The following is a 16,272-nucleotide window of genomic DNA, read 5'->3' on the forward strand; positions in this document are numbered from 1 at the left end:
AGTTCACTACTGCGTCAGGCTCCTCAGAGCGCGTTCGAGGATCGCGGCGCCCTCCTCGGCCTCGGCGACCGTGAGGGACAGGGGTGGGGCGACGCGCAGGGCGCTGGTGTTGTGGCCGCCGCCCTTGCCGATGAGCAGTCCGCCTTCGCGGGCCGCTTCGAGCACGGCGGACGCGGCGTCCGGATCGGCCTCGTCCGTACCGGGCTTGACCAGCTCGACGCCGAGCATCAGCCCGCGGCCGCGCACCTCCCGTACGTGCGGAACCTGCGCCGCGACGGCCCGCAGCCGCTCGATGAGCAGTCCGCCGACGCGCCGGGCGTTGCCCTGGAGGTCGTGTTCCAGCAGGTACGTGAGGTTGGCGAGGCCGGCGGCCATGGTGATCTGGGTGCCGCCGAAGGTCGAAATGCTGTTGGAATCGAGGCAGTTCATGATCTCGGCGCGGGCGACGACCCCGCCGATGGACGTGCCGTTGCCGATGCCCTTGGCGAAGGTGAGGATGTCCGGCGGGCCGCTGCGGTCGTGTGCCTGCCAGCCCCAGAAGTGGTCGCCGGTACGGCCCCAGCCCGTCTGCACCTCGTCGGCGATCCAGAGGATGCCGCGCTCGGCGAGGACGTCGCGGAAGGCCGCGTACAGGCCGTCGGGCGGGGAGGTGAAGCCGCCGACGCCCTGGATGGGCTCGGCGATCAGGGCCGCGGGCGGGCGCGTGTGGCCGAGCAGGTCCTTGAGGTCGTCGACGCAGGCCGCGATGAAGTCGGCGTCGCTCAGGGAGGCGTACGGGCCGCGCGTGCGGACGCCTCCGTGGACGTACATAGTCTGGAGCGGTGACAGCGAGGTGGGCGACCAGCCGCGGTTTCCGGTGATGCCGACCGCGCTGAAGGAACGGCCGTGGTAGCTGTTGCGCATCGCCAGGATCGTGTTGCTGCGCCGGTGGGTGGTGGCGAGCAGCAGGGCGGTGTCGTTGGCCTCGGTGCCGGAGGTCGTGAAGAAGACGCGGGCGTCCGGGATGCCGCTCAACTGGGCGATGCGCTCGGCCAGTTCGACCATCGGCCGGTTGAGGTAGAGGGTCGAGGAGTGGATGATCCGCCCGGCCTGCTCGCTGACCGCCTTGGTGATCTCGGGCAGGGCGTGCGCGGTCATCGTCGTCAGGATGCCGCCGAAGAAGTCGAGGTACTTGTTGCCCTCGGCGTCCCAGACGTAGCGGCCCTCGCCGTGCGTGATCTCGAGCGGGTCCTCGTAGTAGAGGGCGAGCCAGTCGGGCAGGACCGAACGGTGGCGTGCGTACAGGTCGTTCACGGCTGCACCAGCCCCTCGTAGGCGTCGGGCCGTCGGTCGCGGTAGAACGCCCACTGCTGCCGTACTTCCTCGATCAGGTCGAAGTCGAGGTCGCGGACGACGAGTTCCTCGGCCTTGTCGCTGGCGGTCTCGCCGACGAACTGCCCGCGCGGGTCGACGAAGTACGACGTCCCGTAGAAGTCGTTCTCGCCGTACTCCTCCTGACCGACCCGGTTGATCGCGGCGATGAAGTACTCGTTGGCGACGGCGGCGGCGGGCTGCTCCAGCTGCCAGAGGTGGGCGGACAGGCCACGCGAGGTGGCCGACGGGTTGTACACCAACTGGGCGCCGTTGAGCCCGAGTTGACGCCAGCCCTCCGGGAAGTGACGGTCGTAGCAGATGTAGACGCCGACCTTCCCGACGGCCGTGTCGAACACGGGCCAGCCGACGTTGCCGGGCTTGAAGTAGTACTTCTCCCAGAAGCCCTTGACCTGCGGGATGTGGTGCTTGCGGTACTTGCCGAGGAAGGTGCCGTCGGCGTCGATCACGGCCGCGGTGTTGTAGTAGAAGCCGGACTGCTCGACCTCGAAGACCGGCACGACGATCACCATGCCGGTTTCGCGCGCGAGCTCCTGCATACGACTCACGGTCGGCCCTTCGGGCACCGGCTCGGCCCAGCGGTAGTGCTCCGGTTCCTGGACCTGACAGAAGTAGGGGGCGTTGAAGACTTCCTGGAATCCGATGACCTTGGCACCCTGGCGGGCCGCCTCGCGGGCGTGCTCCACGTGTTTCGCCACCATGGACTCGGTGTCGCCGGTCCAGGTGGCCTGGACCAGAGCGGCACGTACGACGTTGGCCATGAGCTGCTCCTTCGGCGGGACGTCAGAGCCTCTACGCCCGTAGATGAGGCCGTAGAGGGATGAACGTAAGCCTCCGGGAGAGCCTTGCCAAGACCATCGCCGTTAACCCGCGGAGTCGATCACGTTTCGCACTCCGGTGGGTGAGCGGAGGGGCCGGTGGGAGGAGTGGTCCGGGGTGTGTCAGGCGGCGAATCCGGCGACCCGGAGGGCGTGCACCAGGTCCCAGTGTCGCTCTTCGGAGACGCCCTGTGCGGCCTCCAGCAGGAGCGGTACGAGGGTCTGGGGGTCGGGCTCGGCGCTGCGGGCCGCCTCCTCGGGGGTGCGGACGCGGACGTACGCGTCGAGCAGCGCGCGCACCTCGCGGCGGCGCCCCTCGCCGGTCAGCCCCAGCACGGCCTGCCCTATCTCGGTGGCGGGCCGTGCGACACCCTGCCGCAGGATCTTCTCCCCGTCGGGCCCGCGCCCGGCCGCGACCAGCGCGTCCGCGGCGGCCACGAGCTTGTCGGCGGGCAGCGAGGCGGCCTCCCACAGGAGGGTCGCCCAGTCGGCGCCGAGCCCGGCGCGCTGCAGTTCGGCGGCGAGCAGCGGGAAACGGGCGGCGGGCCAGTGGGCGGCCTCGACGAGCAGGGCGTGCGCCTCACCGCTCCGCCCCTCGGCACGCAGCCGCACCAGCCCCTCGACGGCCCCGACGACCGCCCGCGCCCCGTCCGAGTCCAAGGGCTCTTCCTTCACCTGCCGGGACTGCGCAGGGACCTCGGCGGCTCCGGCGAACCGGGCTCCGCGCGGGGTACGACCGGTCACTTCCGGAGCGGGCAGGGTGGGTGCGGCGGTCGGCGCCACGACCGGGGCGGCCTCCTCCTCGGCCATACCGGCGAAGCGGGCACTGCCTCGGCGGCGCTTGCGCTGCTTGGGGGCGGGGGCGGTTTGCTCCGGGGCGGACGCTTCCGGAGCGGAGTGCGGGGCGAGCCCGGGACTCGTGCCGTGCGCGTCGCCCTGCCGGGGCGGGCTCGGGAAGCCGACGTCGTACGAGGCAGGGCGCATCGCCCCGCCCGGGTTCGCGGCCTCGAACGGCGCGCGGTGCTGCCGCGCGCCGGTCTCGTACCCCCACTGCCCGTCGCCGGACTCGGAGTCGTAGAGCCCGCTCTGCGTCCCGGCAGGGCTGCGGCCGTACGGGTCGTGCGACTCGCCTGCGGCATCGACCTCGTAGGGGCCCCGCTGCGCGGCCGCGGACTCGGGGGCATACGAGCCATCCCGCATCCCTGCGGAACCAGAACCGGGGCCCGGACCGGGACCGGGCGAGCCTTGTCGCGTCCCCGCAGGGACGCGGCCGTACACGTCGTGCGACTCGCCTGCGGCATCGGCCTCGTACAGGGGCCGCTGCCCGTCTGCGCCGCCAGGGGCATACGAGCCGCTCCGCATCCCCGCGGAACCGGGGCCGGCCGAGCCCTGCCGCGTCCCCGCAGGGGCACGGCCGTACGGATCGCGCGGCTCGCCTGCGGGATCGGCCTCATACAGGGGCCGACGCCCGTCTTCGCTGCCGCGGTCGTACGCGTACGAGTCGCGCTGCTGCGGGAAGCCGGAACCGTGGGTTTCCCGGCCGCCCGCGTGCGTTTCGGCCGGTGGGAAGTTCCTGTCGATGCGGAACACGGCGCCTTCCCCGGCGGGCCCGCGGCGGATCGCCGCTGCCTGGGCGCCCGTCTCGTGGTGGTCCAGCTCGGCCATCCGGGAACGGAGTTCCGCGCACCGGGCGGTGGCCCGTTCGTGGTCGTCGCGGGCCCAGGCGAGGTCGAGGCGGTGGGCGTCGGCCTCCTGCTGGGTGGCGGCGGAGGCGAGCAAGTGGCTCAGTTCCGCCTGGCGTTCGGCGGCATAGCGCTGCTCGCGGAGCATGACGTCGAGCCGGTCGCCGAGGGCCTCCCGGCCGCCGGGCCGGGCGTCGTACGCGGTGAGCGCGGCAGCGTGCAGCGCGCGGGCCCGTTCCTTCTCCTGGGCCGCGACACCCGGTCCGTACTGGGCGGCGAGATCCTGCAGAACCGCCTCCACCACGTCCCAGGGCGGCACTTCGCGCCCTTCGAGACAGGCCCGCATGCCGTCGGGGTCGCGCTGCCAGAACACCGCGCACCAGCCGACGCCCTGATCCAGGCGCGCCAGCAGGTCGTTCAGGTAGTTCACGAACTCCCGCATCCGGCCCGGGAGTTGATCCACAGCCATTGCCCAACTCCCGCCAGACCGGAGCACTCCGGTCCGTAAGACAACACGAGCCGTGTTACAGGAGCGCTACGAGAAGTTTTCCGACTGGCCGCAGAGTACGCCCTCCGTGCCGGAACGTGACGTGCGCGGGGACCGCCCGTCGGGACTCACACCGCAAGCGGCGCGCAGGCGCCGGCGATCTCGTCCATCGACAGGCCGAGGGCCCGGGCCAGCGCGGCGACCGTGAAGAAGGCCGGCGTCGGGGCCCGGCCGGTCTCGATCTTCCGCAGGGTCTCGGCGGAGATGCCGGCGTCCGCAGCGACGTCCGTCATGCTGCGGCCGCCACGGGCCGTGCGGAGCAGCCGCCCGAGCCGTTCGCCGCGTTCGCGTTCTTCGGGAGTGAGAGGGGTGCGCACCATGCCGTCATTCTAATACCGGTATAGTAATTGGCATGGTGGAGCTGAAGACAGACACATCGATCGACGCCATGTACGCGGCCGGGCAGGTCGTCGGACAGGCCCTGACGGCCGCACGACAGGCCGCTGACGTGGGAGTTTCCCTGCTGGAGCTGGACGAGGTCGCACGCGGGGTGCTGCGCGCGGCGGGGGCGACCTCCCCCTTCCTCGGCTACCGCCCCTCCTTCGCCCCGGTCCCCTTCCCGGCCGTCATCTGCACCTCCGTGAACGACGCGATCGTGCACGGCATCCCGACCGGCCACCGGCTGCGCGACGGCGATCTGGTCTCCCTCGACTGCGGCGCCGAACTGGCCGGCTGGGTCGGCGACTCGGCGATCAGCTTCGTCGTGGGCGAGCCGCGCCCGGCCGACGTACGACTGATCGAGACGGCGGAGCGCGCACTGGCGGCAGCCATCGAGGCCGCGGTGGTCGGCAACCGCATCGGCGACATCGCCCACGCGATCGGCACGGTGTGCCGATCGGCGGGGTACGGCATCCCCGAGGGTTTCGGAGGACATGGCATCGGGCGCCGTATGCACGAGGACCCGGGCGTCCCGAACGAGGGCCGTCCGAGGCGCGGCCTTCCCCTACGCCATGGCATGGCCATCGCCATCGAGCCCATGCTCATCGCGAGCGGCCGGGACGACTATCACGCGGCAGCGGACGGCTGGACCCTGCGCACGAACGACGGGTCACGCGCGGCCCACGTGGAGCACACGGTGGCGATCACGGACGCCGGTCCGCGCATCCTCACCGAGCGATCCGACGGGTAATTCAAAGCATTGCCACAGCTCGCTCTTGAGTATTTCTTAAAACGGCATGCCCGCCTGTGCGTCACCCCATGAATTGTCCGGACCGCTGAGCAGCCGCCGCGCGCCGCCCGTATACACATCCGAGACGGGCGGAGAAATAGCCGCCGGAAATCAGCGAAGGAGTTTCAGATGGAAATCGTGCGCATGCGAGTACCCGTCCCCCGGCCTCCGCGGCGGCGGCCCGTTCCGCCTCCGCCGCCCCCGCAGGGCCCGCGCCCGCCACGGCCGAATGCCGCCGGACGTTAGTCCGCGCTGACGCCGATCGCGCCGACTCCGGTCGCGTGACGCGGCAACTTCCCGTGTGGCGCGGGCCGAGCGAAGGGTGCCCGCCTTCGCCGGTCCGCGCTCCGGGGCAGGCGGGACAGGCAGCGGACGCGGAGGGGAAGGCGGGACGTGCACCACAGTGTCCTCAGCTCACTGCTGAGTCCGGCCGGATTCCGGATCCGGCGGCACGCGAAGATCTCACCGGCCACCGCATTTCGGCGACTGTGGCCGCTCACCCGGCCGGAAAGAGTTCATCTCTGGACCGCTGTATTGTGTCAGACGATATCCGTCGGATGCGATACGGCGGCAATTCAGGTGTTCTCCTATTTGACCGACACGGTTCTCACCTCGGCCGAGCCGGCGAAATTCTGGAAACCCGCGGGATGGTGGTTCGCGGTGGCTCTGCTGGGTGCGGCCGTGACGTTCGCGGCCCATCAGCTGACCAGCCGCGCCGAGGAGGGCTTCCGGCTGCGCTGCCGCGACGAGGTGTTCCAGCACGCGCAGCGGCTGCCCCCGCACTACTACGAGAACAACCCGCCCGGTGACCTGCTGGCCCGGTTCACCGGTGACATCGACGAGGCGGAGCACGTGGTCGCCTCGGGCCCGCTGCAGTTGCTCAACACCGCCGTCAGCCTGGTCTTCTTCGCGGGCGCCGCGCTGTGGCTGCGCTGGGAGCTGGCCCTGCTGACCTTCGCCGCGACCCCGGTGCTGTGGCTGGCCACGCGCCGCCTGTCCCGCCCGATCAGGGCGCTGTCCCGTACGGAGCGCGACCGGTACGGCGAGCTGGTCGACGCGCTCGACGAGAACCTCATGAACATGCCCGTGGTGCAGGCCTACAACCGGCAGGAGACCGAAAGCCTGCGGGTGCACCGGCGGGGCGCCGCCCGGATGCGCAGCAGCCTGGACCGCGCCCGGCTGGCCAACGCCTACCAGCCGCTGGCCAACGTCGTCGAGTCGGTGACCGTCCTGGCCGTGGTCGGGGCGGGCGCCTGGGAGATCGCGGAGGGACGGCTGACCGTGGGCGGACTGCTGGCCTTCGCCGCCTACCTCGGCTACCTCTACCCGCAGGTGCAGTCCCTCGGCTCACTCGCCGTGAGCGTCTCCTCCGCCACGGCGGCCTGCGAACGGCTCTTCGAGGTGCTCGACACCCGCCCTGCCGTAAGCCGCGCCGCGCCGCGCGCCGACACCGCCACGGCGCCGCCGCACGCCGGCGGGCCGGGCGTGGTGACCCTGGACAACGTCGGCTTCACCTACCCCGGCGGCAACCGGCGGATCGTCGACGGCCTCGACTTCACCGCGTACCCCGGCCGGCTGGTCCTCGTCGCCGGTCCCAGCGGGGCGGGCAAGTCCACGCTGGCCAAACTGCTGCTGCGCTTCTACGACCCGACCGAGGGCCGGATCCTCCTGGACGGCCGGGACATCGCCGGGATCCCGCTGCGCAGGCTCCGCGAGATGATCACGCTGGTGCCGCAGGACCCCATGCTGCTGGACGGCACGATCCGCGAGAACATCGCCTACGGCCGCCCCGGCGCCGACGAGCGCCGCATCCTCGCCGCGGCAGCGGCCGCCGACGTGGACGGATTCGCCCGCCATCTGCCCCACGGCTACGACTCCGCCGTGGGACCCGGGGGACGGCAGCTGTCGGGCGGACAGCGCCGCCGGGTGGCCATCGCACGGGCGCTCGTCCGCGACACCCCCGTCCTCGTGCTGGACGAGCCGACGACGGGCCTGGACGGCGAATCCGCCCGACGGGTGATGGATCCGCTGCGCCGCCTCATGGCGTCCCGCACCACGTTCCTCATCACGCACGACCCCCGACTGGCTGCTCAGGCCGACGTCGTCCTGTCCGTGGGACAACTGCCCGAGTTCCTGGACGTGCCCCCTTCCGGCGGTCGTGCGAAGGTGGTGTGACCGGGCCCTGTTGGGGCACCCGCGTGGGCCAGCACGTCGATCAGCGAGCGCGTCCCGGGCCGCCCGTCGGGATGCCGGAACGGAAGGCCATGACCAGCGGCTTCAGTGGCTCTGAGGGCTACGACCCCTTCGGTGAATTCCTCGCCCGCTTCTTCGGGGGCCCGCGCACGGGCCCCCGGCAGATCGACATAGGGAGGCTGCTCAGTCAGCCGGCCCGGGAACTGGTCCGCGGGGCCGCCCAGTACGCGGCCGAGCACGGCAGCCGCGACCTCGACACCCAGCATCTGCTGCGGGCCGCGCTGGCCGCCGAGCCGACCCGGAGTCTGCTGAGCCGGGCCGGCGCGGATCCCGACTCGCTCGCGTCGGAGATCGACGAGCGTTCCGGCCCCGCCCAGCACACGCCGGAGGAGGCGCCGCCGCCCACCTCGCTCTCCCTCACCCCCGCCGTCAAGCGGGCCCTGCTCGACGCCCACGACCTGGCGCGGGCGAGCGGCAACGGCTACATCGGCCCGGAGCACGTGCTCAGCGCCCTGGCCGCGAACCCCGACTCGGCCGCGGGACACATCCTCAACTCGGCCCGTTTCGCGCCCCCCGGGCTGCCGCCCGAGGCACCGGACACCGCGCAGAGCCGTACCGAGCAGTCCCGCGCCACGGGCACGCCCACCCTCGACAAGTACGGGCGCGATCTCACCGACCTGGCCCGGCAGGGACGTATCGACCCGGTGATCGGCCGCGACGAGGAGATCGAGCAGACCATCGAGGTGCTGTCGCGGCGCGGCAAGAACAACCCGGTGCTCATCGGGGACGCCGGCGTCGGCAAGACCGCCATCGTGGAGGGGCTCGCGCAGCGGATCACCGACGGGGACGTACCCGACGTGCTGATCGGGCGGCGGGTCGTCGCCCTCGACCTGACGGGTGTCGTCGCGGGCACCCGTTACCGCGGTGACTTCGAGGAACGCCTGAACAACATCGTCGGTGAAATCCGCGCCCACTCCGACCAGTTGATCGTCTTCATCGACGAGGTGCACACCGTCGTCGGCGCCGGTGGCGGCGGCGAGGGCGGCGGGACGATGGACGCCGGCAACATCCTCAAGCCGGCCCTCGCCCGCGGCGAGCTGCACATCGTCGGGGCCACCACGCTGGAGGAGTTCCGCCGGATCGAGAAGGACGCGGCGCTGGCCCGCCGCTTCCAGCCGATCCTGGTGCCCGAACCGACCGTGCCCGACACCATCGAGATCCTGCGCGGGCTGCGCGACCGCTACGAGGCCCACCACCAGGTCAGTTACAGCGACGAGGCGCTGGTGGCCGCCGTGGAGCTGTCCGACCGCTATCTCACCGACCGCCGGCTGCCCGACAAGGCCATCGACCTGATCGACCAGGCCGCTGCGCGGGTACGGCTGCGCGCGCGGACCAAGGGCACGGACGTACGCACTCTGGAACGCGAGATCGGGCAGCTGACCTGTGACAAGGACCAGGCGGTCGCGGACGAGCAGTACGAGCGGGCGACCCAACTGCGCGACCGCATCGCCGAGTTGAATCAGCGGATCACGGACACCACCGGCGACGAGGAGGCCGACGAGGGGCAGCTGGAGGTGACCGCCGAGGCGATCGCCGAGGTCGTGTCCCGGCAGACCGGCATCCCGGTCAGCAGCCTCACCCAGGAGGAGAAGGAACGCCTGCTGGGCCTGGAGGAGCACCTCCACGAGCGGATCGTCGGTCAGGACGAGGCGGTGAGCGTGGTCGCCGAGGCGGTCATGCGCTCCCGTGCCGGGCTCGCCAGCCCGGACCGGCCGATCGGCAGCTTCCTCTTCCTCGGGCCGACCGGCGTCGGCAAGACCGAGCTGGCCCGCACCCTCGCCGAGGCCCTGTTCGGCAGCGAGGAGCGCATGGTCCGCCTGGACATGAGCGAGTACCAGGAACGGCACACCGTCAGCCGCCTGGTCGGCGCCCCGCCCGGCTATGTCGGCCACGAGGAGGCGGGTCAGCTCACCGAGGTCGTCAGGCGACACCCGTACTCGCTCCTGCTGTTGGACGAGGTGGAGAAGGCACACCCGGACGTCTTCAACATCCTGCTCCAGGTGCTCGACGACGGACGGCTGACCGACTCCCAGGGCCGCACGGTCGACTTCACCAACACGGTCATCGTGATGACCAGCAACCTCGGCTCCGAGGCGATCACCCGGCGCGGCGGGGGAATCGGGTTCGGGGCGGGCGGTGCCGACGCGGACGAGGAGGCGCGGCGCGAGCAGATCCTGCGGCCGCTGCGCGAGCACTTCCGGCCGGAGTTCCTCAACCGCATCGACGAGGTCGTCGTCTTCCGTCAGCTCACCGGCGACCAACTGCGCCGGATCACCGACCTGTTGCTGGAGAAGACCCGCCGCCTGCTGCACGCGCAGGGCATCACAGTCGAGTTCACCGCACCGGCCGTCAACTGGCTGGCCGAGCGCGGCTACCAGCCCGAGTACGGCGCCCGCCCCCTGCGCCGCACCATCCAGCGCGAGGTCGACAACCAGCTGTCCCGGCTGCTGCTCGACGGCACGATCACAGAGGGCACCGGTGTGACGGTGGATGAGGAAGACGGCCGCCTGGCCTTCCGCTCGGACAAGGCGCCCCTGTAGGGGCGCGGGGCTGTATCGATATGCGGCTCCGCCGCGTGCGCGCGACCAGCCCCCGCGCACCCGCAGACGACTACGGCGCCGGGTACACCACCTGCGCCGACCCACCACCCCGCCGCACGGTCTCGGCGGCGGCCAACCACTTGCCGTCAGGCAACCGCTGCACGCCGGTCGCCGCACCGATCTCCGGATTCAACGAGAACGAGTGACCGATGGCCTCCAACTGCGCCCTCAACCCCGTCGCGCTAGTGTCGTTGTAGAGCGCCGGTTCCATCTCCGTCTTGGCCGCGTTGCGCTGGCTGACCCGCGGCGCGGCGATCGCGTCGACGAGCGGCAGCCCCCGGTCCAGGAACTCGGTGAGCGTCTGCAGGACAGTGGTGATGATGGTCGCTCCGCCGGGCGAACCGAGCGCCACCACCGGCTTGTTGTGCCGGTCGAGCACGATCGTCGGAGAGATCGACGACCGCGGCCGCTTGCCGGGACCCGGCAGGTTCGGGTCGTGCACGGCCGGGTTGGCCGGGGTGAAGGAGAAGTCCGTCAGCTCGTTGTTGAGAAGGAACCCGCGGCCGGGCACGGTGATCGCGCTGCCACCGGTCTGCTCGATGGTGAGCGTGTAGGAGACGACGTTCCCCCACTTGTCGGCGACCGTGAGGTGAGTGGTGTTCTCGCCCTCGTACGTCGTGGGGGCCGCCGTGCCGCCCGTGTTGCAGGCCGCCGGATGGCGCGGATCACCGGGCGCCACCGGGCTGGTGAGAACCGCGTCGTCCTTGATCAGGCACGCCCGCGAGTCGGCGTACTTCTGCGACAGCAGTTCCTTCGTCGGTACGTCCTCGAAGGCGGGGTCGCCGACCCAGCGCCCGCGGTCCGCGAACGCGATGCGGCTGGCCTCGATGTAGTGGTGCAGGTACTGGACCTCGCTCGCCTTCGAAAGGTCCGTCTTCTCAAGGATGTTGAGCGCCTCGCCGACGGTCGTGCCGCCCGAGGAGGAGGGCGCGATGGAGTAGACGCCGAGACCGCGGTACGAGGTCTTCGTGGGCGCCTGGAGCTTGGCGCGGTAGACCGCGAGATCCTTGGCGGACAGCTTGCCCGGACGCGCGTTCCAGCCCGAACCGGGTTCCACCGGCGGGTTGTTCACGGTGCGGACGATGTCCTTACCGAGGTCGCCGTGGTAGATCGCACCGACGCCCTTCTTCGCCAACTCCTCGTAAGTGCGGGCGAGTTCGGGGTTCTTGAAGGTGGAGCCGACCGCCGGGAGCTGTCCGCCCGGCAGGAACAGCTTGGCCGTGTCCGGGAAGTAGCGGAAGCGCGTCTCGTTCGAGGCGGTCTGCGAGCGGAAGGTGTCGTCCACGGTGAAGCCGTCGCGGGCGATCCGCTCGGCGGGCTTCAGCACCGTGCCGAGTCTCCTGCTGCCCCAGTTGTCGAGCGCCGTCTGCCAGGTGGCCGGTGTACCGGGCGTGCCGACGCTCAGGCCGCTGCTGACGGCGTCGGCGAAGGCGAGCGGCTGACCGTTCTCCACGAACAGGTTGGAGTCCGCGGTCAGCGGTGCGGTCTCGCGGCCGTCGATGGTGTGCACCGTACGGGACTTGGCGTTGTAGTAGACGAAGTAGCCGCCTCCGCCGACGCCGGAGGAGTAGGGCTCGGTGACGCCGAGAGCGGCCGCTGTGGCGACGGCCGCATCGACCGCGTTGCCGCCCTTCTTCAGGACCTCGATGCCGGCGGCGGAGGCGTCCGCGTCGACGCTCGCGACCGCGCCGCCGTAGCCGACGGCGACCGGGACCTTCGCGGGTGTGGCACCGGCACTGCTCTGGGCGGCGGGTGGCGCTGCCGCCCCCACCGACACCACGGCGGCCGAGACCGCCAGGACCGACAGTTTCCGTGCGACAGGGCGACGCATCCGTACCTCCAGTGAACAGGCCGTTCGCGCAGCCTATGCCATCACCATGGCCACGTCAGGAATGCCACGGGAAGGCCGGCTCGAACACGGGTTTGCGTTCGCCCGCTACCATGCGCGCCCATGAATGACGACGTGCGCAACATCGTGCTGGGCGTGGCCGCGGCCGGCATCAGTGCCGCGCTGGGCTGGCTGGCCCGCACCTATTTGTGGAAGCGGAAGCTGCGGCGCAAGCAGGCGTTCTTCGGGCTGCCGGACAACTCGGAGTCGCTGCTCGTGGTGAACCGCGGTGCCGGCGGGCCCGAGTTGACGGTGATGCGGTACGACGTGTTCGCGCTCCTCGAACTCTCCGCCCTGATCAAGGACTGCAACGCCCACGCCCAGGTGCTCCCGCACGACGCGGCGCGTCAGGGCTTCGGCGAGCGCACCGAGTTCTGTGTGGGCGGCCCGGCGTCCAACCGGCGCATGATGGCGCACCTCGCCTCCATGCTCCCGGGAGTGCGGGTCAACGTCGACGCCGAACCCGGCCCGGACCGCGGTGCGTTCCAGATCGGCACGGAGCGCTACCGCGTGGAGGTGGGCAGGGAGGAGTACGCGCTTCTCGCCCGGCTCACGGTCGACCAGAGCCCGAACGCCCGTCCCGTCTTCCTCTTCTGCGGCCAGACCGCGATCACCAACCAGGCCGCCACCCGCTACCTCGCCCGCAACCACGAACGACTGTCCCGCAAACACGGCAACAACTCCTTCGCCCTGCTGCTGAAGGTCGTCAACTCACAGGCGTACGGCCCGGATGTGGTGGAGCTGGTCTCCGAAGTGACGCGGGAGGCAAAGACACCCCTGCCCGCGCCCGCGACTCCGCGCAACTCCCACCGCTCCTCCTGAGTTTCAACACATTCCAGCAATCGTTACTGGCACGTAACTTACCGACGGGTTACTTCCGGTAAGGCGCCGAGGTTACCGTCTGGTCACTTTGCACTTACACGAGTGAGGAGTGGCCCGTGGGACTCCACCGCAAGGCCCTGCGTACAACCGCCGTGGGCGCCGTTTCGGCGACGCTGATCGCCGGCAGCATCCTTGGGCTCGCGCCCACGGCACAGGCGGCGGACGCCGTCCGCTTCGTCGACATCACCGGCGACGGCGGCACCGTCCTCAAGGCGAACGTCATCACGCCCGCGGGCGCCGACGACACGCACCGCTACCCGCTCCTCGTGCTCCCCACGAGCTGGGGTCTGCCCCAGGTCGAGTATCTCGCCCAGGCGCAGAAACTCGCCAACTCCGGCTATGTCGTGGTCAGTTACAACGTGCGCGGATTCTGGCAGTCCGGCGGTGAGATAGAAGTGGCCGGGCCGCCCGACATAGCCGACGCCTCCAAGGTCATCGACTGGGCGCTCGCCAACACCCCGGCGGACTCGAAGCACATCGGCATGGCGGGCGTCTCGTACGGCGCCGGCATCAGTCTGATCGCCGCCGCGCACGACAAGCGCATCAAGGCGGTCGCGGCCCTCAGCGGCTGGGCCGACCTCATCGGCTCGATCTACTCCGGCCGTACCCAGCACGTCCAGGCGGCGGCCCTGCTGGACGGCGCGAGCCTGGTCACCGGCCGCCAGGACCCCGAGGTCCGGCAGATCTTCAACGACTTCTACGCCTCCAACCTGTCCAGGGAACAGGACATCATCAACTGGGGGAAGAAACGTTCGGCCGCTACATACGTGGACCAACTGAACAAGAACGGCGCCGCGGTCATGATGGCCAACGCCTGGGGCGACACGATCTTCCCGCCCAACCAGTACGCGGACTTCTACGAGAAGTTGACCGGCCCGAAGCGACTCGAGTTCCGCCCCGGCGACCACGCGACCGCCGAGCTGACCGGGCTGTTCGGACTGCCCAACGACGTGTGGACCGACACCGGGCGCTGGTTCGACCACTACCTCAAGGGCGAGGACAACGGCATCGACCGCGAACAGCCGGTCCAGCTCAAGTCCCGTTCCACGGGCGGCTACGAGGGCTATCCGGACTGGAAGTCGGTCGCCGCGACCGATCGGAAGATCGCCCTCGCCGGCTCGACCACGATCCACACGAACGTCGACTCCGGGGCGGACGGCGGCGTCGTCTTCCTGTCCAGCATCCTCGACCAGGTGGCCAAGATTCCCCCGATCGCGTCGATCCCCCTGCTCCCCCGCCGCTGGGCCGCCGTATGGCAGTCGGAGAAGTACGCCTCAGCCCAACAGATCCGCGGCACGGCCGAGTTGCACACCACGGTCACTCCGACCAAGGAGAGCGGCACCCTCGTCGCCTACCTCTACGACGTGGGGCCGCTCGGCCTCGGCAAGCTGGTCAGCAACGCGCCGTACACCTTCCACGGGCGCACGCCCGGAAAGCCGTTCAGCCTCGACCTGGATCTGTTCTCCACGGCCTACGACGTCCCGGCAGGGCACCGGCTCGCCCTGGTCGTCGACACGGTCGACCCGCTCTACGTCGAGCACAACCCGTCCGGCGCTCAGCTGACCTTCTCCTCGCCGGCGAACGACCCGTCGTACGTGTCGATTCCGCTGCGCGAGCAGTGATCTCCGGCTGCCGCCGGGCGGGTATGGCTCTGTGGCTCAGTGCTTGAGGATCTTGGACAGGAAGTCTTTGGCTCGCTCGCTGCGCGGGTCGGTGAAGAACTCTTCGGGGGCGCGGTCCTCGATGATGCGGCCGTCGGACATGAAGACGACGCGGTTCGCGGCGGAGCGGGCGAAGCCCATCTCATGGGTGACGACGACCATCGTCATGCCGTCGCGGGCCAGTTGCCGCATCACCTCGAGAACCTCGTTGATCATCTCTGGGTCGAGGGCGGAGGTGGGCTCGTCGAACAGGAGCGCTTTGGGCTCCATGGCGAGGGCGCGGGCGATGGCCACGCGCTGCTGCTGGCCGCCGGAGAGCTGCGCCGGGAACTTGTCCGCCTGGTCGGCGAGTCCGACGCGGTCGAGGAGGCTGCGTGAACGCCGGTCGGCCTCGTCCCTCTTGCGTCCGCGGACCTTGATCTGTCCCAGCGAGATGTTCTGCAGGACGGTCTTGTGGGCGAACAGGTTGAACGACTGGAAGACCATGCCGACATCGGCACGGAGCCGCGCGAGGGCCTTGCCCTCCTCCGGCAGCGGCTGCCCGTCGAGCAGGATCGTGCCGGAACGGATGGTCTCCAGCCGGTTGATCGCCCTGCACAGTGTCGACTTTCCCGACCCGGACGGGCCGATGACCACGACCACCTCCCCCTTGCCGACGGTGAGGTCGATGTCCTGCAGGACATGCAACTCCCCGTAGTACTTGTTGACGTCATGCAGCTCGATCAACGGATCGACGGCCATACGCAGCCCTACTCACTCTCAGCTGTGTCGTGGTTGCCGAAAACTATCCGGACAGAAGTGGACTTACCGCACGACACGCACCTTTCGGGCATTAGCCGTATTTACGTCGATCTTAGGTTCCTGACCTCATGCCTCCGCGACCTCGCCGTACAGCTGCGAGAGCTCGGGCACCCCACTGGAGGCCCACTCGTGCCCGGAGGTCACGACGTCGAACTCACGGCCGGAGGCGAGCCGTACGACGGGCTGGCCGCTCGGCCAGATCTCCCAGGAGGCACCGGGCACGGTACGCACAATGACGGTGCCCAGGTAGAGGCCGGCGTCGTTGCCGAGCCAGTGCAGCACCTCGGCGTCGTCCCGCCAGCGGGGCAGCAGTTGATCGAGCGCCTCCAACGAGGCGGCGGAGTCGTCGAGTTGGACGCCCTCCTGGGACGCCTGGGAGCGGAGCAGTTCACACTCGGCGAGGAGTTCGGCGATGCCCTCCGGGTCGGGGATGCCGTGCTTCTCATGCCGGTGGCCCAGAAAAGGGATCTTCATACACCCAGCGTGTCATTCGCACCGGCGTGCGCACCACAGGCGCGCGCGGACGGTCACTTCGGGGCGATTTCACGCCGAGCCCTCGCATGGCGCGTTGACGGGTCCCTGCCGTCTCTCTAGCTTCGCG

The 16,272-nt window shown here is 70.4% G+C and carries 12 protein-coding genes; 5 read left to right on the plus strand and 7 right to left on the minus strand.

What is annotated here, in order from left to right; all coding sequences use genetic code 11:
• Positions 1-6: 6 nt before the first annotated feature.
• The 4 genes from OG303_RS12245 to OG303_RS12260 form a co-directional block, all read right to left on the minus strand.
• The gene (locus tag OG303_RS12245; RefSeq protein ID WP_405867761.1) at positions 7-1,293 is read right to left on the minus strand and encodes an aspartate aminotransferase family protein; all 1,287 of its coding nucleotides are present in this window, start codon (positions 1,291-1,293) and stop codon (positions 7-9) included.
• On the minus strand, positions 1,290-2,132 hold the full coding sequence (locus OG303_RS12250) for a nitrilase-related carbon-nitrogen hydrolase (protein WP_405867763.1): 843 nt from the start codon (positions 2,130-2,132) through the stop codon (positions 1,290-1,292). The genes OG303_RS12245 and OG303_RS12250 overlap by 4 nt, the downstream gene beginning before the upstream one ends.
• Positions 2,133-2,312: 180 nt before the next feature.
• Complete coding sequence (locus OG303_RS12255) at positions 2,313-4,340, minus strand: hypothetical protein (protein WP_405867765.1); 2,028 nt, start codon at positions 4,338-4,340, stop codon at positions 2,313-2,315.
• A gap of 146 nt (positions 4,341-4,486) precedes the next feature.
• Complete coding sequence (locus tag OG303_RS12260; RefSeq protein WP_405867767.1) at positions 4,487-4,738, minus strand: helix-turn-helix domain-containing protein; 252 nt, start codon at positions 4,736-4,738, stop codon at positions 4,487-4,489.
• Between the two features lie 32 nt (positions 4,739-4,770).
• Here OG303_RS12260 and map point away from each other — a divergent pair, with 32 nt between their 5' ends.
• The 3 genes from map to OG303_RS12275 all read left to right on the plus strand — a co-directional run bounded on the left by map (position 4,771) and on the right by OG303_RS12275 (position 10,379).
• Complete coding sequence (map, locus tag OG303_RS12265; protein ID WP_405867769.1) at positions 4,771-5,547, plus strand: type I methionyl aminopeptidase; 777 nt, start codon at positions 4,771-4,773, stop codon at positions 5,545-5,547.
• 432 nt (positions 5,548-5,979) lie between these two features.
• A complete protein-coding gene (locus OG303_RS12270) occupies positions 5,980-7,761 on the plus strand; it encodes an ABC transporter ATP-binding protein (RefSeq protein WP_405867771.1) in 1,782 nt (593 codons plus the stop codon).
• A gap of 89 nt (positions 7,762-7,850) precedes the next feature.
• The gene (locus tag OG303_RS12275) at positions 7,851-10,379 is read left to right on the plus strand and encodes an ATP-dependent Clp protease ATP-binding subunit (protein ID WP_405867773.1); all 2,529 of its coding nucleotides are present in this window, start codon (positions 7,851-7,853) and stop codon (positions 10,377-10,379) included.
• Positions 10,380-10,449: 70 nt separating this feature from the next.
• On the opposite strand, the gene ggt is transcribed toward OG303_RS12275, so the two are convergent.
• Entirely contained in the window at positions 10,450-12,270 is a 1,821-nt protein-coding gene (gene ggt, locus OG303_RS12280; protein ID WP_405867775.1) for a gamma-glutamyltransferase, read from the minus strand.
• Positions 12,271-12,390: 120 nt separating this feature from the next.
• Here ggt and OG303_RS12285 point away from each other — a divergent pair, with 120 nt between their 5' ends.
• Both OG303_RS12285 and OG303_RS12290 read left to right on the plus strand, forming a co-directional pair.
• Complete coding sequence (locus OG303_RS12285) at positions 12,391-13,149, plus strand: hypothetical protein (RefSeq protein ID WP_405867777.1); 759 nt, start codon at positions 12,391-12,393, stop codon at positions 13,147-13,149.
• A gap of 116 nt (positions 13,150-13,265) precedes the next feature.
• Positions 13,266-14,831 carry a CocE/NonD family hydrolase gene (locus OG303_RS12290; protein WP_405867779.1) on the plus strand — a complete coding sequence of 522 codons (1,566 nt, stop codon included), beginning with the start codon at positions 13,266-13,268 and terminating at the stop codon, positions 14,829-14,831.
• A 36-nt stretch (positions 14,832-14,867) separates the two neighbouring features.
• On the opposite strand, the gene OG303_RS12295 is transcribed toward OG303_RS12290, so the two are convergent.
• Entirely contained in the window at positions 14,868-15,611 is a 744-nt protein-coding gene (locus OG303_RS12295) for an amino acid ABC transporter ATP-binding protein (protein WP_405867781.1), read from the minus strand.
• 126 nt (positions 15,612-15,737) lie between these two features.
• On the minus strand, positions 15,738-16,145 hold the full coding sequence (locus tag OG303_RS12300) for a DUF6278 family protein (protein WP_405867783.1): 408 nt from the start codon (positions 16,143-16,145) through the stop codon (positions 15,738-15,740).
• Between the last annotated feature and the right edge of the window lie 127 nt (positions 16,146-16,272).

The organism is Streptomyces sp. NBC_00005 (genome assembly GCF_045160215.1).
Classification (GTDB): domain Bacteria; phylum Actinomycetota; class Actinomycetes; order Streptomycetales; family Streptomycetaceae; genus Streptomyces.